Origin of the sequence: Thermus brevis, from assembly GCF_026427635.1 — a bacterium.
Classification (GTDB): Bacteria; Deinococcota; Deinococci; order Deinococcales; family Thermaceae; genus Thermus; species Thermus antranikianii.
The window spans coordinates 1,314,287-1,338,053 of record NZ_CP102606.1; the positions used below are offsets into that span (position 1 = coordinate 1,314,287).

Below are 23,767 nucleotides of genomic sequence, written 5' to 3' on the forward strand. Positions count from 1 at the left end.
TTGCTCCTTTCCCTTCCCCCTTTCCAAACCACACCCAGCGGGTCGCAAACCCCGGTACCCGGGCGCCAAAGCCAGGGTTTCGGACGGGTGTGGGTTTTGGGGGGAAGTGTTCCGAGGGGGGGCGCCCGCCCCGGCTTTTTCCACTATACCACCTTGGCCCTCAGCGGTGGGCCTGGGGCGGGGGAGGGGCGTCCAGGCCCAGGCCCTCCAAGAAAAGCAGGACCTCCTCCTGGATCTCCCGCCATAGGGCTTCCCGGGGCCTTTGGGCGGGCCGGTCCCCCTTCTGGGGGCCGTAGGCGCCAAAGCCCGCATGGTTCAGCCCTTCCACGAAGACCACCCGGGCGTTTTTGGGAAGGAGCCGGGCCTTCTCCCGGGCTTTTTCCGGGGGGAGGAGGCCGTCTTCCGTGCCGAAAAGGGCCAGGACGGGAAGGTTTTCCTGGGAAAGATCCTTTTCCGGGTAGCTGGCGAAGAGGATGAGGGGAAGCCCTTCCGAGGCGGCCAGCTCTGCCGCCGCCACCCCGCCTAGGCTGTGCCCGCCCCCCACCCAAGGGAGCCCGGAATGGGCCTGGTGGGCCTCCAGGGCCCTTTCCTTTCCCAGGAGGGCGATGCCCGAGGGAACCTTCAAAAGGACCACCAGGTACCCCGCCTCCGCCACCGGGGCCAGGACCGGGGCGTAGGCCAAGGGCTCCACCCGGGCCCCGGGGTAGAAGGCCAAAAGGGCCTTGGGGGCTTTGGGGATGAGCTCTAGGCCGTAAGAAGCCTCCCGCACCTCGAGGCCAGCTTGCTTCAAAGCTTCCTGGGCCACGGCCTCCGCCTTTAAGGGCCTGAGGAAGTAGTGGGCCACCCCAACCACGGCCAGGGCGATGAGGAAGGCCGCCACCAGAAAGAGGAGAAGGAGCTTTCTGGCGCTCATGGATCACCTCAGGATCGCTTCCTGGGCCCTTCGCCCTTCAAAGGCGTAGAAGGCCGCGGGCACCACGAAGAGGGTGAGGAGGGTAGAGGAAAGAAGCCCCCCCAGGATGATCACCCCTAGAGGCCTGCGGTACTCCGCCCCTTCCCCGGTGCCCAGGAGCAGGGGCAGGCTGATGATGAGCACGGTGAGGGTGGTCATGAGGATCGGCCTTAAGCGGAGCCGGGCCGCCTCCACCAGGGCTTCCCTTAAGGGCTTTTCCCGCATGCGCTGCACGGCGAAGTCCAGGAGCAGGATGGCGTTTTTGGTGACCAGACCAATGAGCATCACCACCCCCAGCACGCTGATCACGTCCAGGCCGGTTCCCAAAAGGTAGGTGAGCCAGAAGGCCCCCACCAAGGCTAAGGGAACGGGGAGGAGGAGGTAAAGGGGGTAGCGCCAGGCGTTGAACTGGCTGGCGATGACCAGGTAGTTGAGCACCAGGGCCAGGGCGAAGGCCAGGGGGGCCAGCCTGGCCAGCTCCTCGGTGAAGCTTCCCAGACCCGTGGCCAGAAGCTCCACCCCACCATCCAAAAGCCCCTTTTCCTTAAACTCCGCCTGAAGCTCCTGTTGGATCTGGAAGCTTCCGGGGGCATCGGGCTTCAGGTTGATGTTGATGCCGGCGGCGTAGGCTTGGTTGCGCCTCGAGATCAGGGTGGGCCCCGGCCGCTCCACGAACCGCCCCAGGCTTCCCAGGGGCAGGAAGGCTCCCTGGGCAGGGGCGTAGATGGGCAGGGAGAGGAGGTCGGACTCGCCCCCGAGGCGTAGGGGATCCACCTGGACCACGATGGCCAGTTCCTCGCCGCCCCTCCTGGCGGTGGCCGCCTGGCTGCCCGAGAGGTAAAGGCGCAGGGTCTGGGCCACGTCCAAGGGAGTGAGGCCGGTGCCGGAAAGCCGGGCAGGATCCGGCACGAAGACCCGTTCCCGCTGGGTGGCCTCGAGGGTGTTCTTCACGTTGAGGACATAGGGTTTTTCCGCAATCAGCTGGGTGATCTCCCTCACCCGCTCCTCCAAAAGGGCCCGGTCGGGGCTGGTGACGAAAAACTGCAGGTCCGCATCCCCGGCCTCGGGGCCGGTCTGGGCCAGGACCCGCAGGTCGGCCCCAGGGAAGTCCTTAAGGGCCTCCCGTCCTTGGCGGTTGAAGACCTCGGTGAGGGTGAAGATGTCCTGGCGCTCGTTCTTGGGTTTCAGGACGATCTGGAGCTGCACCCGGCTGGGGTCCCCCACCTGGGCCCCGCCGGTGGCGCTGGCCCCCACGGTGGTGACCACCCGCTTCACCGCCGGGTGGGAGAGGAAGTAGGCCTCGAGGGCCCTTGCCGCCCGGTCGGAGACCGCCAGGGGGGTGTCCTTGGGCAGGAGCAAGGTGGCGGTGAGGACCCCGGTGTCGGAGCGGGGGGTGAAGTTGAAGGGGATCCTGGGCAGGATGGGGAAGAGGGAGAGGAAGGCCAGGGTGGCGAGGCCCAGGACCACCCAAGGCCGCCTTAGGACCTGGCCAAGGCTTCGGGCGTAGGCCTCGGTGAGGCGGTGCATCAAGGCCTCGGAGCTGGCGTGGAGGAGGTGAGTGAGGGCTCCCGCCAGGTCCAGGAAAAAGCGGCCCAGGTAGCGCCCGAGGCCGAGGAGGGCGGGGTACAGGGGAAGGAGGAGGAGCCAAAGGGGCCCCTGCCGGTAGAGGAGGAAGGCGGCCAGGGCTCCGAAGAGAAGGCCCACTGGGGAGCGGAAGCCCCTTCGGTAAGCGAAGCGGAGGTCCTGGGGCAGGAGGCGTAGGGCCAGAAGGGCTTCCTTGGGGCTTGGGGGCTCGGGGTCCGGGAAGTAGGCCAGGCGCACGGTGAGGAAGAGGAGGGCCTCCAGCCAGCTCACGGCGATGGCGGCGGCCATCCCCAGGCCGAACTGCTGAAAGATCTGGCCGATGATGCCCGGGAGGAAGCTGATGGGGAGGAATACCGCCAGGAGGCTCAGGGTGGCGGCGGCCACCGCCACGGAAACCTCGCTGGCTCCCTTCAGCACTGCTTCCTTGAGGCCGTACCCCATGCGCCGGTAGCGGTCGATGTTCTCCGCCACCACGATGGAGTCGTCCACCACGATGCCCACCGCCACGGTGAGGGCGAGAAGGCTGATCAGGTTGTAGGTGAAGCCCAGAAGGCCGAAAAGGAGGATGGCTCCGGAGAGGGTGATGGGGATGGCCAGGATCACGGAGAAGACGGAGTTCAGCTTCCCCAAAAAGACCAGCACCACCAAGGACACCGCCAAGGCAGCTAGGAAGGCCTCCCGCGCCGTGTCCAAAACGGCGGCCCGGATAAAGCGGGTGGAGTCCAGGGCGATTTCCGCCCGGTAGCCTGCGGGGAGTTTGGTTTCCGCCAGGGTCTTTTTGACCCCGTCCGCCACGGCCACGGCGTTGGAGTCGGGGGTCTTCACCACCGCCAGGAGGACGGCGGGGCGGCCGTTCAGGCGGTTTAGGGTACTGGGCTCCTCCGCCCGTTCCTCCACCCGGGCCACGTCCCGGATCCTGAGGCCCCGGGTGGGGTCCAGGACCAAATCCGCCACCTCCTCGGCGGTGGCGGGGGTGTTGCGCAGGGTGTAGACCAGGCGCTTTTCCCCCTCGGTGAGGCTTCCCAAGGGCAGGTTCAGGGCCGAGGTGGAAAGCGCCTGCACCACCTGGCCAGGGGCTACCCCTAAGGCCTCGAGGCGGGCTGGGTCCAGGTAGACCCGGATGGCCCGCTTGGGTGCCCCGGTGAGGCGGATGTCCGCCACCCCCGGCACCAGCTGGAGGCGGGGCTTTAGGGTTCGCTCGGCGTAGCGCAACACCTGGGAGAGATCCTCCCCGGGCGCCTCGAGGGCCACGTAGAGGATGGGGCTTGCCGAGGGGTCAAACTTCTGTACCACGGGGGGCGAGGCATCCTTGGGAAGCAGGGCGCGGGCGGCGGCCACCTTCTGGCTCACCTCCACCGCCACCCGGTCCACGTCCACCCCTTGCTGGAACTGGACGAAGACCAGGCTGAAGCCCTCGGTGGAGCTGCTTCCGATGGTGTCCACCCCGCTTAGGGTGGAAAGGGCGTCCTCGAGGGGCTTGGATACTTGCTCCGCCACCTCCTCGGGACCGGCCCCGGGGTAGCTGGTGGAAACCGCCACCACGGGCACGCTGAAGCGGGGCAGGAGCTCCACCCCAAGTCCAAGGCCCAGGAGCAGACCCACCAGAACCAGGCCCACGAAGATGGCGGTGGCGAAGACGAACCGCTCCACGAAGAAGGCCACCAGGGGGTTGGTCCTCACCGGACCACCTCCACAGGATCCCCATCCTTGAGGCCCACGGGCACGGGATGGATGACCTCGGCACCCTCGTCAAGGCCCTCCACCACCGCTTGTCCGCCTTCTTGGGCGAGAAGGCGCACGGGGGTTTTTCTCGCCTTCCCCTCCTTCACCTGGTAGACCAGGGTTTCCCCCTCCTGGACCTGGAGGCTCGCTGCGGGGATGAGGAAGCCTTCGGCCAGCTTTACCCGGTAGCGCACCTCGGCGGGACCCGGGAGAAGGGTGTCTTCCGGCTTCAGGACCACCTCCACCAGGCGGGTCTGTCCCGGGAGGTCCGTCTTGCGCAGGAGGCGTGCCCGCACCTCCCGCCCGTTTTGCCTGAGGAGGAAGGGCGTTTCTGGGGTGAGGGCGCTGGCTTGGTCGGGGGGGAGGTAGACCTTGGCCAAAAGGCGGTCCGTGGTGGCCAACCGGAAGGCCCGGCTTCCCGTTCCCACGAACTCCCCTTCCCTTACGAAAACCTCCACCACCTCCCCGGCGAAGGGAGCCCGCAGCGTGCTTTCCTTGAGGTTCCTTTCCGCCTGGCGCACCTGGAGCCGGGCGGCCTCCACCTGAAGCTCAAGAAGCCGGAGGTCCTCCCCCCGCTCCAGGCGGGATAGGGCCTCGAGGGCGTTCTGGTAGTTGCTTTCCGCCTGGCGGTACTGGGCCTCAAGGGCCTTGAGGTCCAATGGGGCCAAGGCCCCCGCCGAAAGCAGGGCCTGACCTTCCTCGTAGCGCTTCTTGGCCGCCTGAAGCTGGGCTTCTGCCGCCTGGAGCTGGGCCTTGAGGGTGGCCCGGTTCCCCGCCAGCTGGTTTCGGGCGCGCTCCAGGTTGGCCTCGGCTTGTTTTAGGTTAAGCCTTGCGGCCTCTAAGGCCTCCTGGAAGGGAGCTGGGTCCAGGTGGACCACACCTTCCCCCGCCTGCACCCGGGTGCCGGCGGGAAGGGTTCGTAGGACCCGGCCGGAGGCGCCTGCTGCTACCAGGCTCTCCTTTTCCGCCTGCAAGGTGGCGGAGGCCCGCACCTCCCGCTCCAGGATTCCAAACTTTGCCCGCACGGTGCGCACCTCCGTGGCCAGGGTAGGGGTGGGAGGGGCCTCGGGGGCTTTGGCCTCCTTGGGGGCGCAGGCGCTGAGGAGGATGAGGCTTAGGGCAAGGCTTGCCATCGGGCGCATGGTTTCCTCCTTAGCGGCTCGCCAGAAGGCTGTAGTAAGCCTTCAGGTAGGCGTGCTTGGCCTGCTCCAGGGAAAGCGCCGCCTGCTTGAGGGCGAGTTCCTGTTGTAGAAGGCCTAACCGGCTGGTGAGGCCGGCCTGGAAGCGCTTCTCCTCGGCCCGGTAGCGCTCCTGGGCTGCCCGGTAAGCTTCCTCCGCCGTTTTCACCCCTTGCAGGAGGGGGGATAGCTGGCGGTACCTGGCCTCCAGGCCCAGCCTTAGGGAGCGCTCCAGGTTGGCCAGGTTGGCCTCGAGGGTTTGGATCTGGTCCTCCAGGGCCTCGATCTCCTTCCTCGGGACGAAGCTTTCGTCCAAGAGGCCCCGCTGGAAGCGGAGAAGGGCCAAGGACTGCTTCAGCTGAAGGAGATCGGCGTGCTCCTGAAGAAGGGTCTCCACCACCTTCACCTCGGGGAGGGCTGGCAGTTCCTTGACGCCTTCCGGCTTCCAATCCCCCACCAGGTTCGCCAGGGCGGCCAGGGCGGTATCCCGCCCCCGTTGGGCCAGCTCCAGGTTCTTCCTGGCCTCCAGAAGCCGGTTTTGCGCCTCGAGGAGGTCCAGGCTGGTGGCCCCGCCTCCCCTGAGGCGGATCTCCGTGGCCTTGAGTCCCAGCTCGGCCACCTCCACGGCCTTTTCCGCCAGATCCACCTGCAGGAGGGCTTCATAGGCCTGGGTGTAAGCGGAGACGATCTCGCTTTCCGCCTGGGCCAGGGCCCGTTGGAACCTAGCCTCGGCCAGATCCCTGGCCTGGCGCGCTTGCAACTCGGCCAAGGCGGTGCGCAAAGGGTCCTGGAGGGTGCGGGCCAGCTCTTTCTGCTTGGTTTGGTAGTCCAAGCGGGCCGTGACCACCGCCGCCACCTCCGGTGCCTTTTTCAGGGCCTCGGGGAGGGGCTGGGCTAAGCCAGGGGCCAGAAGCACGAGTAAGGCTAGGGCGCTTTTTCTCATGGGGTCACCTCCGGTAGGAGTTCGCCGTAGAACTGGTAAAGCTCCATCCACTTGGTTCTCAGGTCGCTTTCCGCCTGGGCCAGGGCCAGTTCCGCCTGGGCAAGGGAAAGCTCCGCCTGCAACAGGGCCAGGGGGCTTTCCAGGCCCAGTTCCAGGCGCTTTTTCGTTTCCGCCAGGGTCCTTTCCTGGGTCTCTAGGCGAAGGCGGGCTAGTTCCAGGGACGTCCTCAGGGTTTTCAGGGAGTTATTCAGGGTCTCCTCCTGGAGCCGGGCTTGCCTTTCAGTTGCCTTTAAGGCTTCCTCCGCCCCCCGCACCTGGGCCTCTGTGGCCTCCAGGGCGGCGAAGAGACCCGGGGAGAGGGTGAGGGAAAAGGAGAGCCTCATTTCCTCCAGGGTGCGGTAGCTACCCCCTCCGGGTAGGCTGGTGGGCCTTTGCGCGGGATCCTGCCGGGTGTAGGCCAGGGTGGGTTGCAGGGTCCGGCTGGAAAGGCTCAGGGCCAGGGTGTCGTTCCCGCTTGGGTAGAGGAGGTAGCTGGCCTTGACCTCGGGGAAGAGGGTGCGGAGGGCGCTCATGTGGGCGATCCTGGCCTCCTCCAGGCCCAGGCGGGCTTCCTCCAGGGAGAGGGGCGTGGTGCCCCGGGGTGGGGGGATCTCGGGAAGGGGCTTGGTGAGGTCCACCAGCCCCTCCGCCCCCTTCCTGGCCAGTTCCACGTTCCTCTGGGCCTCCAGGAGGCGGTTTTCCGCTTCCTTCAGGGCAAGCTCCGCCTCCCGGAGCTCCTTGGGGTTGGCCTGGCGTTTCCGGGCCGCCTCCAGGGCTGCCTGGGCCAGTTCTACTCCCTTTTGCGCCAGCTTTTCCCCCAAGAGGGCCAGCTGGTAGCGCCCGTATGCGGCCACCGCCTGGGTTTGCAGGGCGGTGAGGGCCTTGCGGTAGCCGAGCTCCGCTCTTCGGTAGGCGATCCGGGTCCGTTCCAGGCTGTCCTGCACTTCCCCAAAAGGGAAGGGAGTGAGGACCAGGGCCAGGGTGAGGCTTCCTCCCGTGGCGGGCAGGCTTTGGCAGAGGGAGGGAGGAGTACACTCGTATCCCAGGCGGGTGTAGTTTCCCTGCACGTTCAGGGCCAAGGGGGAGGCCTGGGCCTCGAGGGCCTTGGCAGCAGCCTGCAAGAGGGCCTGGGCCTGCCGGGCCAGGGGGTGGTCCTTGAGGGGGCTCAGTGCCCCCTGGGCCAATGCGGGGAGGAGAAAGAGGAAGAGGGCGAGGGCTTTAGCCACCTTCCACCTCCGTGAGCTTGCGCAGGAGGTCGCGGAAAAGGAGGAGTTCCTTTGGGCTGAGCCGGGCCAGGTGCTGCCCGTAGGCCTGAAGCCAGGCTTCTTGGAGGCGCCTGTGCACGGCCTCCCCCTTGGGGGTGAGGCGGAGGAGGACCCTGCGGCGGTCCTGGGGGTCTGGGTGGCGCTCCAGGAGGCCGGCTTCCTCCAAGGAGGCAAGGAGGTGGGATACCTGGGAGGGGAGGACCTCCAGATGCTCCGCCAGGCGGGAGGGAAGCTGGACTCCCTCCTTTACCCGGCGGAGCACCTCCGCCTGCAGGAGGGAAACCCCCTCCTGAGCGAAGGTCTCCTTGGCCCGGGAGAGCAAAAGGCGCATCAGGGCGTAGCCCAGGCGGGATAGCTCCTCCACTAAAGGGGTGGGCGGACCCTTCATATGCGTAAACTATACATGGATATCAATGAAAAGCGTGAGGGCGCTTGGGCGTCTTCCTGGTGTAGAATGACAAAAGGTGATATGGACAGACCTCCCAGTCGGTGGCTCTTCTTCCTGCCCTTCGGTTCCCTAGCCCTGGCCCAGTCCCAAGCCCCAAGCCCTGGGGACCTTTTTCTTTTGGTCCTCCTCTTGGCCTTCTCCGCCTTTTTCTCCGCTACCGAAACCGCCTTCACCACCCTTTACCCCTGGAAGGTGCGGGAGCTGGCGGAAATCCAGGGGGGCCCCTTCCGGCTCCTAGCCCAGGACATCACCCGCTTCCTCACCACCATCCTGGTGGGGAACAACCTGGTGAACATCGCCGCCACCGCTTTGGTGACGGACCTGGCTACCCGGGCCTTCGGCTCGGCTGGGGTGGGCCTGGCCACGGGGCTCATGACCTTCCTCATCCTGTTCTTCGGGGAGATCACCCCCAAGTCCCTCGCTGTGCACCACGCGGTGGCCCTGGCCCGGGTGGGGGCCTGGCCCATCTACCTCCTCTCCGTCCTCCTCTACCCCGTGGGCCGCTTCTTCAGCTTGGTCTCCGTTTTCCTGCTCAGGGTGCTGGGCCTGGAGCCCCGGGACACCCCCCTGGTGTCCGAGCGCGAGCTCAAGCTCATCCTGGCGGGAGCGGAGGAGTCTGGCACCATCGAGGCCCAGGAGGAGGAGATGATCCACTCCATCCTGGAGCTGGAGGAAACCCCCGTGCGGGAGATCATGACCCCCCGGGTGGAGATGGTGGCCATTGAGGCGGAGGCCAGCTTGGAGGACTTCCTCCACCTCTTCCGGGAGCACCGCTACAGCCGGGTTCCCGTCTACAAGGAGAACGTGGACCACATCGTGGGGGTGGCCTACGCCAAGGACCTACTGGACTACTACTGCGAGGAGGATCTTAAAGGGCGTACCGTGGCCTCCATCGCCCACCCTCCCTACTTCGTCCCCGAGAACATGGATGCCTGGTCGCTTCTGAGGGAGCTTCGCCGGCGGAAGGTGCACATGGCCATCGTGGTGGACGAGTTCGGGGGCACGGCGGGCTTGGTCACCTTGGAGGACGTGATGGAGGAGATCGTGGGGGAGATCTACGACGAGACCGACGAGCCGGAGGACCTGGCCATTCGCAGGCTTCCTGACGGCTCCTTCTCCATCCAGGCCCAAACCCCCGTGGACGAGGTTTCCGAGGCCCTGGGGGTGGAGCTTCCAGAAGGGGAGTACGACACCCTTTCCGGTTTCCTCTACGAGCAGTTCGGCCGCATCCCCGGCGTGGGGGAGAGCGTGGAGTGGCAGGGGTTTCGGTTCGTGGTGGAAAGCGCCGACCAGCGCCGGATAGAACGGGTGCGGGTGGAGAGGTTGGTGGAGCATGGAGAGGGTTAGGGCCATCCTCAAGGCCCATGTGGAGCGGGCGTACGCTCCTTACTCCGGCTTTCCCGTGGTGGCCCTGGTGGAGGCGGAGGGGGAAAGCTTCCTTGGGGTCAACGTGGAAAACGCCTCCTTTCCTCTTTCCCAGTGTGCGGAGCGCAATGCGGTGGCCGCCATGGTCTTGGCGGGGAAGAGGCGGATAGACCGGGTGCACATCTATAGTCCGAAGGGCCCCATCCCCCCTTGCGGGGGATGCCGCCAGGTGCTTTTTGAATTTGGCTCCCCCGGGACCGAGGTGGTCATGCACGGGCCCGAGGGATATGTGGTGAGGACCCTGGGAGAGCTTTTGCCCCTGGGTTTTAGGCTCTAGAGGGGTAAAACCAGGCTTTGGCGGAAAAAGCCCGGGACCTCGAGGGTGAGTTCCAGCCTTCCAGAGTCCCGTTCCAAGCCTGGCCTGAAGCCCACCACCTGAAGCCGGCTCTCGCCCCGGGCGGGGAGGTCCACCTGCACCCGGAAGCTTTGGCCCAGAAGAACCAGGTTGCCCTCCACCCGGAGGGGGAAGGGGTTGGGGTTTTCCAGGAAGAAGTTCACCCCAGCCCGGCGAACCCTTGGGGGCTCCAGGGGAAAGCTTAAGCGGGTGCGGAAAAAGGTGAGGTGCTGGCCCAGGGTGGCGCCTTCCAGGGCCACCTCCACCCCTTCTCGGGAAAGGAGGGCCCTTGCGGTGGCAAGGGCTTCCCCCGGGGTCAGGCGCACCAGGAGGACCTCCTCCTTCCTTCCGGGAGGCAGGGTGAGGTCCAGGGGCACCGCCACCTCCCCCACCCTGAGCCGGGTACCGAAGGCGGAAAGGGGCAAGGGGAAGGGGTTGGGGTTGTGGAACTCTACCCTCAGGCCCAGGAGGAGGGCAGGCTCTTGGCTTATTTCCAAGCCCCGGACTTCGGCTGCGAGAAAACGGGCCTCAGGGGTCAAGGCCCTGGGGGCGCAGGCGGCCAAAAGGCCCAGGGTCAAGAGGCCCAAAAGGATTCTCACAGGAGCCATCCCTCCCCCTTGAGGGCTTCCAAGACGGGCAAAAACTCCTTCCAGATAGGGCTTTCCTGGGGATAGGGAGGCCTTGGGTAACCGGCGGGTAGGCCCAGGTGCCTCATGGCCTGCTTGAGGAGGGGTACTCCACCCCTGGAAAGGAGGTTCCCCAAGGGAAAGAGTCGCTTTTGCAGGGCCTGGGCTTCGCTGAGGCGGCCGGTCCGGAAGGCTTCCAGGAGGGCACGGTAGGCCCTGGGGGCCAGGTTGGCCGCCGCCAGGATGCCTCCTTCAGCTCCCAGGGCCAAGGCCCCCAGGAAGGTGGGGGCGTGGCCGGTAAAGACCCGGAAGTCATCCCTCAGATGGGCCTGGTAAAAGGCCAGGCGGGTTAGGTCTCCGCTGGAGTCCTTGATTCCCGTGATCCTGGGGTGTTGGGCCAGGGTTTCCACCGCGGAAAGGGGCAGGTCCACCTTGGTGTTCTGGGGCACGTGGTAGAGGAAGATGGGCATCCTTTCCGCCAGGGCTTGGTAGTAGGCCACGAGCCCCTCGCCGAGGCTTGCGTGGTAGTAGCGGGGAGGCGTGGCCAGAAGGGCCATGGCGCCTGCCTCCTGGGCCTCGAGGAGGGCCCGTTCCGCCTGGGGCAGGGTTTCCTCCATGAGGCCCACCAGGAAAGGCTTCCGGGGTTTTAGGGCCCGAAGCCCCCTGGCCCGTTCCTCAGGGGTCAGGTGGACGCCTTCCCCGTTGGAGCCGTAGATGAGAAGCCCGTCCACCAAAGGTTCTAGGGCTTCCGCCAGTTCCCGAAAGGCCTCCGTGTCCAGGCGGCCTTCCCGGTCAAAGGGAGTGGGGATGGGTGGAAGGATCATGCGGGCCTCCTCAGGCTAAAGACTAACACCAGGAGGTGGAGCCCGTAGGCCAGGATCAGGAGGGTGGGTTTCTGGCCCTCCAGGAGGGCAAGGAGCCCATAGGCGGCCAGGAGGAGGAGGACGAGGCCCAGGCCCGAGGAGAAGCCCAGGCTTCCCGGTACCAGGAGGCGCACTCCAAGGGCCCAGGAGGGGGGGACCGGGGTCCTGCGCCGGGGCAGGAGGAAGGTGAGGAGGTGGTAGAGGAGAAGGAGCCAGAAGCCAGCGAAGGCCCAGGGCTTCACCCCTTCAGGAAGGGAGGTGCCTAGGCGCAGGAACTCCCGGAAGGGGTCCTCCTGGAGGCGCTTTACCTCCACCTGGAGGAGGGCCAGGTAAAGGGTGCGCAGGCTGGGACCTGGCTCCCTGGCCCCCCAGGGATCCTGCCCCAGTTGGAGGGCTGTGCGGATGGGTCCCTCGAGGGGAGCCTTACGGTAGGCTTGGGCCAAGGCGGTTTCGTCTCCCCTAAGGGCCAGGGCGAAGGGTAAAGAGGCTTCCCGCAGGAGGCCTTGGGCCTCCTTGGGGGCCTCCGAAAGGAGGGCGTAGCCCAGAAGGGCCTTGACCTCAGGAGTGGGGGGCAGGGTGCGGAGCCAGTCCTGGGCTTTTTGGGTACGGAGGGTGCCTTGGTCCAAGGGGGGGGCGAAAAGCTCTTTTCGCACCTGGGCGTCCAGTCCCTGAAGAAGGAAGCCCAGGCTGAGGGCTAGGAAGAGGGCCAGGGCCAACACCCGTTCCCCCAGGCTGGCGTAGGCCAGGTGAAGGTGCCGAAGGCGCAGGAGGGGGTGCCGCCAGAACCCGCCTAGGTAGCCGCCGATGGGCTTCAGGTCCTTTAGCTGGGCGGGCAGGTAGTAGAGGAAGAGGTAGAGCATGAGGCCCAGGTAGGCGAGGCCCAGGGTCCAGAGGGCCATGGGAAGCAGGGAAAGCCTGGGGGGAAGCCAGGCGCGCAGGATCTTTTCCGCCTCGAAGAAGGTCAGGGCTTGGGCAGGGTGGCCCTGGGCCTCGAGGTACTGGGCAGTCTCCTGGAAAAAAGCCAGCGAGCCTGGGAACAGAGGGGTGTAGCGGAGGAGGGCCTTGGCCAGGAGAAGGGCCTTTTCGGGGTCCTTCTTCTGCAGAAGGCGGGAGGCCTCCGCCATGCGGGCCACTCCCGGTTGGCCGAAGAAGAGTTCCGGCCTATGGCCCCGGGCCAGGAGGTCCTGGCCGTAGGCCTCCAGGTCCTCCGGGGTGAGGGTGGCGGGGTCCAGGGTCCAGTAGGCATAGTAGGGCCAGGGCTTTGGGGGGTTGAGGGCTTCCAGGAGGGAGCCCAGGACCTTTAGGTCCTCCTCCTTGCCTTCAAAGGGCACCCGGGGGAAGGGGATAGGCAGGACCCAGTCCCCCTCGAGGAGGGCTTCGGGGCCTGGCCTGAGGGCCAGGATGCGGGCCGGGGCAAAATGGAAGGAGAAGGTTTTCTCCTTCGCGCTGGTTTCAACCACCAAAAGCCCCTGGGCCACGTACACCTTATCCCCTTGGACCAAAGGTCCCAGCCAATCCCCCGGGGGTAGGGGCAGGAGGCCCCATGGGAGCTTGAGCCCTTCCCGGGTCAGCTCGGAGATGGCGGGAGCCAGAGCGGTGAAGCGGGCTTCCAAGGCACCGGCGGGCAGGGAAAGGCGGATGCGGTACTCCCCGGGGACCTTGGGGTGTAGCTCCAGCTGGAACCTTCCCTTCTGGGCCTCCACCTCCAAGGTTTCCTGTCCCTCGGGACCCTCCAGCACCATGGGGAAGCGCCCCTCGGGCAGGTCCCGCCCCTCCAGGACCACGGACCTTCCCGCCTGGACTTCCTTCGGGACCACCAGGCTTTGGCCTAAAACCGGGAGTCCCAGGGCCAAGAGGAAGCCGATGGCCCGGGTCAGGAACGCGCGCATGGGGTTATTCTACAGGCATGGGTCTACTGGACATGATCGGCCCGGTGATGGTGGGGCCTTCCTCCAGCCACACCGCCGGGGCCTGCCGCCTGGCCCTTCTGGCCCGCCACCTTTTGGGGGAAAGGCCCAGGCGGGTGGAGTTTGGCCTGCACGGTTCCTTCGCCAAGACGGGAAAGGGCCACGGCACCCACGTGGCCCTGGTGGCGGGGGTTTTGGGCTTTACCCCCGACGACGAGCGGCTTAAGGAAAGCCTTTCCCTGGCGGAGAAAGAAGGCCTCGAGGTGGCCTTTAAGGCGGTGGAGCTAGGGGATGTGCACCCCAACACCGTGCGCATGGTCCTGGAGGGGGAGAAGGAGCGCATCACCGTGACCGGAAGCTCCCTGGGAGGCGGATTGGTGCGCATCTTTGACCTGGATGGCTTCGAGGTGCGCATCACCGGAGCCGCCCCCACCCTGGTGATCCGCAACGTGGACACCCCGGGGGTGGTGGCCCGGGTGGCCCGCATCCTGGCCGATGACGAGGTGAACATCGCCTACCTCACGGTGAGCCGCAAGAAGCGGGGCGGGGAGGCCATGATGAGCCTCGAGGTGGACCGTCCCCTTCCCGAGGTTCCCTTGAGGTACCTGGAGCACCTCTCCTACATCCTCTGGGTGCGACAGATCCCTCCGGTTATGGACTAAAGCTCCTTAGCCGAGGGGAGTTCCAGGCGCAAACACGCCCCGCCCAAGGGGCTTTTGCAGGTTAAAAGCCTCCCCCCGTGGGCCTCGGCCACCCGCTTGGCGGTGTAGAGGCCAAGCCCCGCGCTTCCCCGGTTCGGGCCTCCTTGGCGGAAGGGCTGGGCCAGGGTCTCCAGGGGTAGGGGAAGCCCTTCCCCGTCGTCCTCCACCTGCAAGGCTCCTTCCTCCACCCGGATGCGCACCTGGGTTTTGGCGTGCCGCAGGGCGTTGTCCAGAAGGTTGGCCAGGGCCCTTTCCAAAAGGAGCCGCTCCCCCCGGGCGAGACCCGCCCCCTCCACCGTGAGGCCAAGCCCCCGCCTTCCCGCTTCCTCCCGGTAACGCAGAAGGAGATCCTCGGCCAAGGCCCTTAGGTTCAGGGTTTCCCGCTGGGGGGTGCGGGCCTCCAGGCGGGAGAGGGCCAGGAGGTTTTCCACGAGAAGGTGAGCTTGGAAGAGCTCCCGCCTCAAGGCCAGAAGGAGCTCCACCCGCTTCTCCCGTCCCAGGTGGTCCGCCCTTTCCAGGTACTCCAGGGCCCGGATGGCGGAAAGCAGGGGGGTTTTCAGATCGTGGGCCAGGGCCCCGTAGAAGGCTTCCCGGGCCTCCATGAGGCGCTGGAGGCGTTGAAGAAGCTCCCCGAAGCGGGCGCGGAGCAGGGCGATCTCCATGGGGGGAGGCTCCTTGGGGGCGGGTAGCCTGAGCTCGTTCACCGGTCCCTCCTTGACGGAGAGGTAGGCCAGGGCGCGGGTGAACTCCTCGAGGGGCCTGAGGAGGCTTCGGGCCAGGAAATACCCCACCGCCCCGGAAACCACGGCGATGAGAAGAAGCCAAAGCACCAAGGGCAGCCAGGGACCCTCCCCCATGAGGCCCAGGGTGAGGGCCAGGACCAGGTTGGGCAGAAAAGCCAGAAGGGCGATAACCAGGGCGAGCCTTGCCCTAAGACTCATCCCGCCCCGCCGAGAGCACCGCCAGGAAGGCCTCCTGGGGCACCTCCACCTTGCCGATGGCCTTGAGCCGCTTCTTCCCCTCCTTTTGCTTTTCCAGAAGCTTCTTCTTCCGGGTTACGTCCCCGCCGTAGCACTTGGCCAGCACATCCTTACGCAGGGCCTTCACCGTGGCCCGGGCGATGATCTTGCCCCCGATGGCCGCCTGGATGGGTACCTCAAAAAGCTGACGGGGGATGACCTCTGCCAGCTTGTCCACGATGGTCCGGGCCATGGCGTAGGCCTTGTCCCGGTGGGCGATGAAGGTGAGGGCGTCCACGGGCTCCCCGTGCACCAGCACGTTGACCTTGACCAGGTCCCCAGGCTGGTAACCGACCTGCTCGTAGTCCATGGAGGCGTAGCCCCGGGAGAGGCTTTTCAGGCGGTCGTGGAAGTCGTAGAGGATCTCGGCGAAGGGCACCTCGTAGACCAGCTCCACCCGCTTGGTTTCCCCGGGAAGGTAGGTCATGTTCACCAGGCGGCCCCGCTTTTCCTGGACGAGTTGCATGATGGCCCCCACGTATTCCTCGGGGGTAAATACGGTGAGCTTCACGTAGGGCTCGAGGATCTCTTCGATCTTTGTGGGGTCGGGGAGGTCGGCGGGGTTTAGCACCTCCATCTCCTCCCCGTTTTTCAGGCGCACCCTGTAGACCACGCTGGGGGCGGTGGCGATGAGCTCCAGGCCGAACTCCCGCTCCAAGCGCTCCTGCACGATTTCCGCATGGAGAAGCCCCAGGAAGCCGCAGCGGAAACCGAAGCCCAAGGCGGTGGAGGTTTCCGGCTCAAAGGTAAGGGCGGCGTCGTTGAGCTTGAGCTTTTCCAGGGCATCCCTGAGCCTTCCGTAGTCCCCGGAGTCCACGGGGTAGAGGCCGGCGAAGACCACGGGTTTGGCGGGGCGGAAGCCGGGGTAGGGAGCGTCGGTGGGCCTATGGGCGTGGGTGATGGTATCCCCCACCTGCACGTCGTGGATGTCCCGGATGGCGGCCACCAGCCAGCCCACCTCCCCTGCGGTAAGCTCCTCCACGGGGATGAGCCCCTGGGGGGTGAAAATCCCCACCTTGTCCACGGTGAACTCCTTGCCGGTGGAGTAGATGCGGATCCGGTCCCCCGGGCGCACCCGGCCCTCAAAGAGGCGGAGGTAGGGGATGACCCCCTGGTAGGCGTCGTAAAGGGAGTCGAAGATGAGGGCCTTAAGGGGAGCTTCCGGGTCGCCCTTGGGGGGTGGGATGCGCTTTACGATGGCCTCGAGGATCTCCTCCACGCCTTCCCCCGTCTTCCCCGAGGCGAAGATGGCCTCGTCGGCGGGAAGGCCCAGCACCTCCTCCACCTCGAGGGCTACCTCCAGGGGCCTGGCGTTGGGAAGGTCGATCTTATTGATGACGGGGATCATCACATGGCCGTGCTCCAGGGCCATGTAGAACTTGGCCAGGGTTTCCGCCTCCACTCCTTGGCTGGCGTCTACCACCAGAAGGACTCCTTCCACCGCCGCCAAGGCCCGGGAGACCTCGTAGGTGAAGTCCACGTGGCCCGGGGTGTCGATCAGGTTGAAGATATAGGTTTCCCCGTCCTTGGCCCGGTACTCCACCCGCACGGCGCTGGCCTTGATGGTGATGCCCCGTTCGCGCTCCAGTTCCAGGGAGTCCAGAAACTGCTCCCGCATCTCCCGTTCGCTCACCGCATGGGTCAGCTGCAGGATTCGGTCAGCCAGGGTGGACTTCCCGTGGTCCACATGGGCGATGATGGAGAAGTTGCGGATGCGCTTGTCATCCATCCTTCTCATCGTCCAGGGTGGAGGGGGCAAAGTCAAGCTGTCCTCCCGGTGGTTTGGGTGGTATGGGTAGAATGCGGCATGTCCCCTGAGATCTGGCCGGGGCTGGTTCGCCTGTACTGGCGCCTGGCCCTGATCCCTTTGGTGTGGATCCCGGTGGTGGTGCTTTATGGGGGCCGGGTGATGTACGCTGCCACGCTCCTTTACTGGTTAAGCCTTCCCGTGGCTTACATCCTGGGCAGGGTCACGGGCATGGGGCGCCTGGCCGTGTCCCTGCACCTGGGGGTGGCCCTATTCACCGCCCTCATGAGCCTGGTAGCCCCACCGGAGGCGGTGGTCACGGGGCTTTCCGGGGAGGATTGGCGGCTTGGGGTCATGGCCTTCTTCACCGTGGGCACCTACGCCTTTGCCGCCTTCGCTGGCTGGCCCGGGCTTTGGCTGGCCTTGGCCTATGTCCTCCTCGCCCCTTGGCCCCAGGAGGAAACCCGCTTCCTGGTGGCGGCGGGGGGGCTTTTGGCCAGCATAGCGGGCCTCAGCGTGGCGGCCATGATCCGTCGACTTCAGGCTTTGCAAAGCCTCATCCAGAGCGAGGCCCTCACCGACCCCCTCACGGGCCTGGCCAACCGCCGTTCCCTGGAGCGGGAGTTTCCCCGGCTCCAGGCCCTGGCCGCCCGGGAGGGGCTTTCCCTGGTCCTTTCGCTCTGGGACCTGGACGACCTGAAGGCGGTGAACGACCGGGAGGGGCATAAGGCGGGGGATGCCCATCTGGTCCGCTTCGCCAGGGTCCTGCGGGAGGAGGCCCGTGAGGGGGATGCCCTTTACCGGGTGGGCGGGGACGAGTTCGTGGGCCTGCACCTGGGCTTAAGGGATGGAGCCTCCCTGGAGGCGCGGGTCCATGCCCGTTTCCCCTCGGTTTCCGTGGGCTTCAGCCAGGTGGAGGGAAAGGAGCTGGTGCAGGCCCTCGAGGCGGCCGATGGGCTCATGTACCGGAAGAAGGGGAGATGAGGGCCCTTGCCCCGGGGTTTTGGACCGGGTAAACTTTTGCCGGGGGTTCCCGTGGACCTGGAGAAATCCGTTCGGGAGCTGGCCCGGCGCTTTGCCCGGGAGCGCATCCTGCCCCAGGCCAGGCATCTGGACCAGGAGGCCCGGTTTCCCTGGCCCCTGTTTCGGGAGGCGGCAGGGCTTGGTTTTCCGGTACTGGTGGTCCCGGAGGAGCTGGGCGGGGCCGGGCTTGGGCCCAGGAGCCTGGTCCTGGTGGCGGAGGAACTGGCCTATGCCTGCACCGGGGTGGCGGCGGCCTTGCTCCTCAACAACCTGGTGGCGGACGCCCTTCTCCTCTCGGGAAGTGCCCACGCCCGAAGCTTTCTACCCCGGCTCAGGGAGGAGGTGGCCTCCTACGCCCTCACCGAGCCCCACGCGGGCTCGGATGTGGCCGCCATCCGCACCCGGGCGGAAAGGGTGCCGGGCGGATACCGCCTCTACGGACGCAAAACCTGGATCAGCCATGCCCCGGAGGCCTCCTTTTTTGTGGTCTTTGCCAAGGTGGCGGAGGGCCGGGAGGGGATCGCCGCTTTCCTGGTGGAGCGTGGGATGGGGGTGGAGGTGGCGCCACCTTTGCCCAAGCTGGGGCAGAAGGCCTCCCCGGCGGCGGAGGTGTACCTGGACGGCGTCCTGGTGCCCGAGGAGGGCTTGATCGCCCGGGAGGGGTTTGCCCTGGCCATGCGGGTGTTCAACCGCTCCCGGCCCATGGTGGCGGCCTTGGCGGTGGGGCTATTGCGGAGGGCCTTGGACGAGGCCCTGGCCTATGCTGCCATGCGGGAGGCTTTCGGCAGGCCTCTTCTGGAGCACCAGGGGGTGGGGTTTAAGCTGGCGGAGGTGCACATGGACCTGGAGGCCGCCCGCCTCCTCACCTTAAGGGCCGCCGAGCTCGCGGAACGGGGGGAGGAGAATGCCTTGGAGGCAGCCACGGCCAAGGCCTTTGCCGCCGACGCCGCCGTGCGGGGGGTGTCGGAGGCCCTCCAGGTCTTTGGCGGAAACGGCTACAGCGAGGAGTATCCCTTGGCCAAGCTGTACCGCGATGCCAAGGTGCTCCAGATCTATGAGGGAACCTCCGAGATCCAAAGGCTCATCATCCTGCGGGAGCTGGTAAGGAGGCGGATATGGGAGAGCCCGTGATCCTCGAGGCGGTTCGCACCCCCATCGGCAAGAGAAATGGAGCCTTGCGGGAGTGGCGGCCCGATGCCCTTTACGCCCAGGTCTTGGACGCCCTCCTGGAGCGGACGGGTATCGACCCTGGGCTCATCGGGGATGTGGTCACGGGTTGCGTGACCCAAACCGGGGAGCAGGGGGCCAACATAGGACGGCTTGCCGTCCTCCTTTCCCGCCTACCCCAGGAGGTTCCTGCGGTAAGCCTGAACCGCATGTGCGGCTCCAGCCAGCAGGCTGTGCACTTCGCCGCCCAGGCCATCGCTGCCGGCGACCTGGACTTTGCCATTGCCGGCGGGGTGGAGAGCATGACCCGATCCCCCATGTTCTCCGATATCGGGGGAGGCTTCCACACCTTGAATCCAGCGCTTTTTCAGCGGTACGAGCTCGTCCACCAAGGGGAAAGCGCGGAGCGCATCGCAAAGAAGTATGGCCTCTGCCGGGAGGAGCTGGACGAGTGGGGCTATCTCTCCCACAGGCGGGCGGCCCGGGCCATCCAGGAGGGGCGCTTCCGGAGCCAGATCCTTCCCCTGGAGGGGGTGGATGGGGAGGGAAGGCCCTTCCTGCTGGACCGCGATGAAGGGGTGCGTTTCGACGTGGACTACGAGCGGATGCTGGCCTTGAAGCCCGTCTTCCGGGAGGACGGGGTGGTGACCGCCGGCAACTCCAGCCAGGTTTCCGACGGGGCGGCGGCCCTGCTCCTGGGGGATAGGGAAAAGGCCTTGGCCTTGGGCCTCCGCCCCCGGGCCCGTTTCCTTGCCCGGGTGGTGGTGGCGGGGGATCCCACCCTGCAACTCTTGGAGGTGATCCCCGCCACCCAAAAGGCCCTGGAGAAGGCCGGGCTTTCCCTTAAGGACCTGGACGTCATCGAGATCAACGAGGCCTTCGCTAGCGTGGTTCTGGCCTTCCTGCGGGAGTTTGGCCCCGACCCGGAAAGGGTGAACCCCAATGGCGGGGCCATCGCCCACGGGCACCCCTTGGGGGCCACGGGGGCCATCCTCATGACCAAGCTCCTTTACGAGCTGGAGCGCACCGGGGGGGAGTTTGGCCTGCAGGTGATGTGCATCGGCCACGGGCAGGCCACGGCCACCATCATCCAACGGATCTAGGGGTGGACCATGGAAAGAAGCGCTTTGGTGACGGGTGGGGCCTCGGGGCTCGGAAGGGCTACGGCCTTGGCCTTAAGGGATAGGGGCTACAAGGTGGTGGTCTTGGACCTCAGGCGGGGAGAGGATCCGAGTCTGGTTTACCTGGAGGGGGACGTGACCCGGGAGGAGGATGCTAAGCGGGCGGTGGAGCTTGCGGCCTCCCAGGCTCCCCTTTTTGCGCTGGTGAATGCGGCGGGCATCGGCTTGGCCCGCAGGGTTCTGGGGCGCGAAGGTCCCCACGACCTGGAAGGTTTCCGCAAGGTGGTGGAGGTGAACCTCATCGGCACCTTTAACGTCTTGCGCCTTGCGGCTTGGGCCATGCGGGAGAACCCTCCCGATGCCGAGGGGCAGCGGGGGGTGGTGGTGAACACCGCCAGCGTGGCGGCTTTTGAGGGCCAGGTGGGCCAGGCGGCCTACGCCGCCAGCAAGGGGGGTGTGGTGGGCCTCACCCTTCCCGTGGCCCGGGAGCTTGCGGACTGGGGAATCCGGGTGGTGACCATTGCCCCGGGCCTCTTCGATACCCCCCTCCTTCAAGGGCTTCCTGAAAAGGCCAAGGCCTCGCTGGCCGAACAGGTGCCCTTTCCCAGGCGCCTGGGCCGGCCGGAGGAGTACGCCTTACTGGTCCTCCACATCCTGGAAAACCCCATGCTGAACGGGGAGGTGATCCGCCTGGATGGCGCCTTGCGCATGGCCCCCAGGTAGGGTTCTGGATCTCACCCGGCTTCTTCCCGGGCCCTTGGCGGGAAAGTTCCTTGGGGATCTGGGCTTTCCCGTCCTCAAGGTGGAGCCCCCTCGAGGGGACCCCCTCAGGGACTGGGCCCCGGAGGCCTACCGCTTCTTGAATGGGAAAAAGGAGATCCTGATCCTGGACCTGAAGAGGGGGGAGGATCGGGAACGTTTCCTGGCCTTGGTTCCCGAGGTCGCCATCCTCCTCGAGGCCAACCGCCCCGGGGTCATGGAGCGGCTGGGCCTCGGGCCTGAGGTGCTCCTTGGGATCAACCCCCACCTGGTCTATGCCCGGCTTCGGGGCTACCCGGATGCCCCGGACCCCGGCCACGACCTCACCTACCTGGCGGAGGCTGGGCTTCTCGGGCGCTTTCCCTGGAGGTCCTTCCAGTTCGCCGACTTGGCCGGGGCCTATGCCCTGGTCCTGGTGGCCTTGAAGGGGCTGCTTCTTGGAGGTGGGGTGTACGAGGTGGCCCTCTCCGAGGCGGTGAAGGCCATGGCCTATCCCCCCATTCCCTTCCTGGATGGCTCCGTCCTGTGCTATGGGATTTACCCCACCCGGGAGGGGGAGGTGGCCCTGGCGGCGTTGGAGCCCCATTTCTGGGCCCGGTTTTGCGAGGAGGCGGGCCTTAGGGAGCTTCTTTCCTCAGCTTTCGATCCGGCTAGGCCCGGCCTTCCGCCTTACGAGCGGCTCCTGGCCTTCTTCCAAGGCAGGACCGCTCGGGAATGGGAGGCCTGGGCCAAGGAGAAGGGGATTCCCCTGCGGGCGGTGCGGGGCTAGCGGGCGGTCCAGCCCAGGTCGATGGGGAAGACGGCCCCGGTGATGGCCGAGGCCTTTTCCGAGGCCAGGAAGAGGGCCAAGGCCGCCACCTCCTCGGGTTCGATGAGGCGCTTGATGGCCGCTTGGGCTAGGAAGACCTTTTCCACCACCTCGCTTTCAGGGAGGGAAAGGGTGCGGGCTTGGTCGGCGATCTGGTTCTCCACCAAGGGGGTGCGCACGTAGGCGGGGGCGATGGCGTTCACGGTGATGCCATAGGGACCCGCCTCGAGGGCCACGGTCTTGGTGAGGCCCAAGAGGCCGTGCTTGGCGGAGATGTAGGCGGACTTGTAGGGGCTGGCCACCAGGCCGTGGACGCTGGCGATGTTGAGGATCCGCCCCCAGCCCTTCGCCTTCATCCCCGGGAGAAGGGCCTTGATGAGCTGGAAAGGGGCGATGAGCATCACCTGGATCATCCTTTGCCAGGTTTCCAGGGGAAAGTCCTCCACCGGGTCAATGTGCTGGAAGCCTGCGTTGTTTACCAGGATGTCCACGCCGTACTGGGTTGCTTGCTTCCCGAGTTCCTCCACGGCTTGGGGATCGGCCAGATCCGCCTGCAGGAAGATCCCGCCGAGCTCCTTAGCCAAAGCCGAGGCATCTTGAAGATCATGGACCAGGACCCTGGCTCCCTCCCGGGCGAAGGCCCGGGCCAGGGCTAGGCCGATGCCGCTTGCTGCGCCAGTGATTAGAACTGTACGCTCTTTAAAGTTCACGGTAGTTAGACCCCTCCTTTACACCGGTTAAGGCCCGGACCCGCTCGGGATCATGGCGGAGTTCCATGGCAGGGCCCGAATGGACTATCCGACCGTCGTCCAGGATGTAGACCCAGTCGGCCAGCTCGAGGGCCAAGCGGGCATTTTGTTCTGCCAGAAGTATGGAAACCCCTTCTCCCTTAAACTTTTGCAAAGTTTCCCCAACCAAGCGGACCACAAGTGGCGCGAGGCCTTGGGAGGGCTCGTCTAGGATCAGAAGGCGGGGGTTTAGGAGCAAGGCTCTGGCGATGGCTAGCATCTGCTGTTCTCCTCCGGATAGCTGGCGTCCAGAGTGATGCCGCCTTTCTTGGAGTCTGGGGAAGAGCTGGTATATACGGTCGAGGTCAAAGGGTCCGGGGCGCTTACCCAAAGTGATGCGCAGGTTCTCCTCCACGCTAAGGTTGGGGAATACCCTCCGCCCCTCAGGCACATAGCCTACGCCCAGCATGGCAATCTGGTGGGGCGGCGCGTGGGTGATGTCCTGTCCAAAGAGAAGAACTTGACCCTCTTTCCTGGGAGGGGTGAGACCCAGAATTGCACGGATGGTGGTGGTTTTTCCAGCCCCATTTCGTCCAAGGAGGGCAACAAGCGTTCCTGCTTTGACCTGTAAGGAAACCGAGTGCAGGATATGGCTTTTGCCGTAAAAGGCGTTGACCCTATCCAGTTGCAGGGCGTTCACCCTGCCATCACCTCCTCCCCCAGGTAAGCCGCTTGGACCTTTTCGTCCTTGGCGATTTCGTCGGGGGTCCCCTCTGCAAGGACCTCCCCTAGGTGAAGCACGGTGACCCGATCGGCAATGCCAAAGACCACGGCCATGTCGTGCTCTATGAAGAGGAGGGTGAGCCCTTCCTCACGGTGAAGGCTTTTAAGCGTTTGTACCGTGCGCCAGGTTTCGGCATCGCTCATCCCCGCTGTAGGTTCGTCGAGGAGAAGAAGTTTAGGACGTAAACAAAGAGCCAAGCCAATTTCCACCAGGCGCTGGTCCCCATGGGCTAACTCTCCCACAAGGCGGCTGGCCTGTTCTTCCAGACCTAGGCGCTCTAGGAGAGCGGATGCTTCCTCTTCCAGAAAACGGGATTTCCGGGGCCAGGGGTAGGAGGAGAGGCTGTGGGCTGCCTCCAAGGCAATGATTAGGTTTTCCCTGGCCGTCAAATTGGTAAAGACCTGGGGTACCTGAAAGGTGCGGGAAAGGCCCAAGCGAATTCGTTCCTCGACGGCGATGTGGGTGATTTCCTTGTCCAGGAAGTAAACCCTCCCCCTATCAGGTCTTTTGGCCCCGGAGAGCAGGTCGAAGAGCGTTGACTTTCCGGCACCGTTGGGACCAATGATGGCGTGGATGCTGCCTGCTGCCACTTCCAGGTTCACCCCTGATACCGCTAGTAAGCGG

At 65.9% G+C, this 23,767-nt stretch carries 22 protein-coding genes; 8 read left to right on the forward strand and 14 right to left on the reverse strand.

The genetic code is table 11. The features are described 5' to 3' along the window. Window positions 1–160 precede the first annotated feature (160 nt). Genes KQ693_RS07295 through KQ693_RS07320 form a run of 6 tightly spaced genes read right to left on the reverse strand, consistent with a single transcriptional unit; the run spans window position 161 to window position 8,071 of the window. Window positions 161–913, reverse strand: coding sequence for an alpha/beta hydrolase (locus KQ693_RS07295; RefSeq protein WP_267260765.1), 753 nt, complete (start codon window positions 911–913; stop codon window positions 161–163). Window positions 914–916: 3 nt separating this feature from the next. Continuing rightward, window positions 917–4,216 (reverse strand): efflux RND transporter permease subunit, encoded by a 3,300-nt coding sequence (locus tag KQ693_RS07300; protein ID WP_267260766.1) that lies wholly within the window; start codon window positions 4,214–4,216, stop codon window positions 917–919. Next, entirely contained in the window at window positions 4,213–5,400 is a 1,188-nt protein-coding gene (locus KQ693_RS07305; RefSeq protein WP_416376353.1) for an efflux RND transporter periplasmic adaptor subunit, read from the reverse strand. The genes KQ693_RS07300 and KQ693_RS07305 overlap by 4 nt, the downstream gene beginning before the upstream one ends. Window positions 5,401–5,410: 10 nt before the next feature. Further along, window positions 5,411–6,379: a TolC family protein gene (locus KQ693_RS07310; RefSeq protein WP_267260767.1), complete on the reverse strand. Its 969-nt coding sequence runs from the start codon at window positions 6,377–6,379 to the stop codon at window positions 5,411–5,413. After that, entirely contained in the window at window positions 6,376–7,644 is a 1,269-nt protein-coding gene (locus KQ693_RS07315) for a TolC family protein (protein WP_267260768.1), read from the reverse strand. The genes KQ693_RS07310 and KQ693_RS07315 overlap by 4 nt, the downstream gene beginning before the upstream one ends. After that, window positions 7,637–8,071, reverse strand: a complete 435-nt coding sequence (locus KQ693_RS07320) for a MarR family winged helix-turn-helix transcriptional regulator (protein ID WP_267260769.1) — start codon at window positions 8,069–8,071, stop codon at window positions 7,637–7,639. Before KQ693_RS07320 ends, KQ693_RS07315 begins: the two co-directional genes overlap by 8 nt. Before the next feature lie 81 nt (window positions 8,072–8,152). Here KQ693_RS07320 and KQ693_RS07325 point away from each other — a divergent pair, with 81 nt between their 5' ends. Both KQ693_RS07325 and cdd read left to right on the forward strand, forming a co-directional pair. Continuing rightward, entirely contained in the window at window positions 8,153–9,478 is a 1,326-nt protein-coding gene (locus KQ693_RS07325; protein ID WP_219759963.1) for a hemolysin family protein, read from the forward strand. Next, on the forward strand, window positions 9,465–9,833 hold the full coding sequence (gene cdd, locus KQ693_RS07330; RefSeq protein WP_267260770.1) for a cytidine deaminase: 369 nt from the start codon (window positions 9,465–9,467) through the stop codon (window positions 9,831–9,833). Before KQ693_RS07325 ends, cdd begins: the two co-directional genes overlap by 14 nt. Here the strand turns inward: cdd and KQ693_RS07335 are convergent. Genes KQ693_RS07335 through KQ693_RS07345 form a run of 3 tightly spaced genes read right to left on the reverse strand, consistent with a single transcriptional unit; the run spans window position 9,830 to window position 13,268 of the window. Further along, window positions 9,830–10,498, reverse strand: coding sequence for a hypothetical protein (locus KQ693_RS07335; RefSeq protein ID WP_267260771.1), 669 nt, complete (start codon window positions 10,496–10,498; stop codon window positions 9,830–9,832). The two genes, cdd and KQ693_RS07335, sit on opposite strands and share 4 nt — an antisense overlap. After that, a complete protein-coding gene (locus tag KQ693_RS07340) occupies window positions 10,486–11,340 on the reverse strand; it encodes a dihydrodipicolinate synthase family protein (protein WP_267260772.1) in 855 nt (284 codons plus the stop codon). The genes KQ693_RS07335 and KQ693_RS07340 overlap by 13 nt, the downstream gene beginning before the upstream one ends. Beyond that, window positions 11,337–13,268, reverse strand: coding sequence for a hypothetical protein (locus KQ693_RS07345; protein ID WP_267260773.1), 1,932 nt, complete (start codon window positions 13,266–13,268; stop codon window positions 11,337–11,339). The genes KQ693_RS07340 and KQ693_RS07345 overlap by 4 nt, the downstream gene beginning before the upstream one ends. Before the next feature lie 17 nt (window positions 13,269–13,285). Here KQ693_RS07345 and sdaAB point away from each other — a divergent pair, with 17 nt between their 5' ends. Beyond that, on the forward strand, window positions 13,286–13,948 hold the full coding sequence (sdaAB, locus tag KQ693_RS07350; RefSeq protein ID WP_267260774.1) for an L-serine ammonia-lyase, iron-sulfur-dependent subunit beta: 663 nt from the start codon (window positions 13,286–13,288) through the stop codon (window positions 13,946–13,948). Here the strand turns inward: sdaAB and KQ693_RS07355 are convergent. Together KQ693_RS07355 and lepA are read right to left on the reverse strand one after the other, a co-directional pair. After that, window positions 13,945–14,928 (reverse strand): sensor histidine kinase, encoded by a 984-nt coding sequence (locus KQ693_RS07355; protein ID WP_267260775.1) that lies wholly within the window; start codon window positions 14,926–14,928, stop codon window positions 13,945–13,947. The genes sdaAB and KQ693_RS07355 overlap by 4 nt on opposite strands. Then, entirely contained in the window at window positions 14,918–16,744 is a 1,827-nt protein-coding gene (gene lepA / locus KQ693_RS07360) for a translation elongation factor 4 (RefSeq protein ID WP_267260776.1), read from the reverse strand. Before lepA ends, KQ693_RS07355 begins: the two co-directional genes overlap by 11 nt. Window positions 16,745–16,813: 69 nt before the next feature. Between lepA and KQ693_RS07365 the strand changes: the two genes are divergently transcribed. Genes KQ693_RS07365 through KQ693_RS07385 form a run of 5 tightly spaced genes read left to right on the forward strand, consistent with a single transcriptional unit; the run spans window position 16,814 to window position 21,592 of the window. Then, window positions 16,814–17,737 carry a GGDEF domain-containing protein gene (locus tag KQ693_RS07365; RefSeq protein WP_267260777.1) on the forward strand — a complete coding sequence of 308 codons (924 nt, stop codon included), beginning with the start codon at window positions 16,814–16,816 and terminating at the stop codon, window positions 17,735–17,737. Window positions 17,738–17,794: 57 nt separating this feature from the next. Then, window positions 17,795–18,907: an acyl-CoA dehydrogenase family protein gene (locus KQ693_RS07370; protein WP_416376375.1), complete on the forward strand. Its 1,113-nt coding sequence runs from the start codon at window positions 17,795–17,797 to the stop codon at window positions 18,905–18,907. Next, window positions 18,892–20,046 carry a thiolase family protein gene (locus KQ693_RS07375; RefSeq protein ID WP_267260778.1) on the forward strand — a complete coding sequence of 385 codons (1,155 nt, stop codon included), beginning with the start codon at window positions 18,892–18,894 and terminating at the stop codon, window positions 20,044–20,046. Before KQ693_RS07370 ends, KQ693_RS07375 begins: the two co-directional genes overlap by 16 nt. Before the next feature lie 9 nt (window positions 20,047–20,055). Then, window positions 20,056–20,787, forward strand: a complete 732-nt coding sequence (locus KQ693_RS07380; RefSeq protein ID WP_267260779.1) for a 3-hydroxyacyl-CoA dehydrogenase — start codon at window positions 20,056–20,058, stop codon at window positions 20,785–20,787. Further along, on the forward strand, window positions 20,759–21,592 hold the full coding sequence (locus tag KQ693_RS07385) for a CoA transferase (RefSeq protein ID WP_267260780.1): 834 nt from the start codon (window positions 20,759–20,761) through the stop codon (window positions 21,590–21,592). The genes KQ693_RS07380 and KQ693_RS07385 overlap by 29 nt, the downstream gene beginning before the upstream one ends. Here the strand turns inward: KQ693_RS07385 and KQ693_RS07390 are convergent. The 3 genes from KQ693_RS07390 to KQ693_RS07400 are packed head-to-tail and all read right to left on the reverse strand — an operon-like array spanning window position 21,589 to window position 23,745. Continuing rightward, window positions 21,589–22,341 (reverse strand): 3-hydroxybutyrate dehydrogenase, encoded by a 753-nt coding sequence (locus tag KQ693_RS07390; RefSeq protein ID WP_267260781.1) that lies wholly within the window; start codon window positions 22,339–22,341, stop codon window positions 21,589–21,591. The two genes, KQ693_RS07385 and KQ693_RS07390, sit on opposite strands and share 4 nt — an antisense overlap. Then, window positions 22,331–23,059 (reverse strand): ABC transporter ATP-binding protein, encoded by a 729-nt coding sequence (locus KQ693_RS07395; RefSeq protein WP_038029434.1) that lies wholly within the window; start codon window positions 23,057–23,059, stop codon window positions 22,331–22,333. The genes KQ693_RS07390 and KQ693_RS07395 overlap by 11 nt, the downstream gene beginning before the upstream one ends. After that, complete coding sequence (locus KQ693_RS07400; RefSeq protein ID WP_267260782.1) at window positions 23,056–23,745, reverse strand: ABC transporter ATP-binding protein; 690 nt, start codon at window positions 23,743–23,745, stop codon at window positions 23,056–23,058. The genes KQ693_RS07395 and KQ693_RS07400 overlap by 4 nt, the downstream gene beginning before the upstream one ends. Window positions 23,746–23,767: the final 22 nt, after the last annotated feature.

Excerpts from the sequence above, each read along its gene's own strand:
- KQ693_RS07380 (WP_267260779.1), top strand. The coding sequence starts at position 20,056 with ATGGAAAGAAGCGCTTTGGTGACGGGTGGGGCCTCGGGGCTCGGAAGG.
- KQ693_RS07295 (WP_267260765.1), bottom strand. The coding sequence starts at position 913 with ATGAGCGCCAGAAAGCTCCTTCTCCTCTTTCTGGTGGCGGCCTTCCTC.
- sdaAB (WP_267260774.1), top strand. The coding sequence starts at position 13,286 with ATGGGTCTACTGGACATGATCGGCCCGGTGATGGTGGGGCCTTCCTCC.
- KQ693_RS07365 (WP_267260777.1), top strand. The coding sequence starts at position 16,814 with ATGTCCCCTGAGATCTGGCCGGGGCTGGTTCGCCTGTACTGGCGCCTG.
- cdd (WP_267260770.1), top strand. The coding sequence starts at position 9,465 with ATGGAGAGGGTTAGGGCCATCCTCAAGGCCCATGTGGAGCGGGCGTAC.
- KQ693_RS07335 (WP_267260771.1), bottom strand. The coding sequence starts at position 10,498 with ATGGCTCCTGTGAGAATCCTTTTGGGCCTCTTGACCCTGGGCCTTTTG.
- KQ693_RS07340 (WP_267260772.1), bottom strand. The coding sequence starts at position 11,340 with ATGATCCTTCCACCCATCCCCACTCCCTTTGACCGGGAAGGCCGCCTG.
- KQ693_RS07345 (WP_267260773.1), bottom strand. The coding sequence starts at position 13,268 with ATGCGCGCGTTCCTGACCCGGGCCATCGGCTTCCTCTTGGCCCTGGGA.
- lepA (WP_267260776.1), bottom strand. The coding sequence starts at position 16,744 with ATGAGAAGGATGGATGACAAGCGCATCCGCAACTTCTCCATCATCGCC.
- KQ693_RS07305 (WP_416376353.1), bottom strand. The coding sequence starts at position 5,400 with ATGCGCCCGATGGCAAGCCTTGCCCTAAGCCTCATCCTCCTCAGCGCC.
- KQ693_RS07375 (WP_267260778.1), top strand. The coding sequence starts at position 18,892 with ATGGGAGAGCCCGTGATCCTCGAGGCGGTTCGCACCCCCATCGGCAAG.
- KQ693_RS07355 (WP_267260775.1), bottom strand. The coding sequence starts at position 14,928 with ATGAGTCTTAGGGCAAGGCTCGCCCTGGTTATCGCCCTTCTGGCTTTT.
- KQ693_RS07320 (WP_267260769.1), bottom strand. The coding sequence starts at position 8,071 with ATGAAGGGTCCGCCCACCCCTTTAGTGGAGGAGCTATCCCGCCTGGGC.
- KQ693_RS07385 (WP_267260780.1), top strand. The coding sequence starts at position 20,759 with ATGGCGCCTTGCGCATGGCCCCCAGGTAGGGTTCTGGATCTCACCCGG.
- KQ693_RS07325 (WP_219759963.1), top strand. The coding sequence starts at position 8,153 with ATGGACAGACCTCCCAGTCGGTGGCTCTTCTTCCTGCCCTTCGGTTCC.
- KQ693_RS07310 (WP_267260767.1), bottom strand. The coding sequence starts at position 6,379 with ATGAGAAAAAGCGCCCTAGCCTTACTCGTGCTTCTGGCCCCTGGCTTA.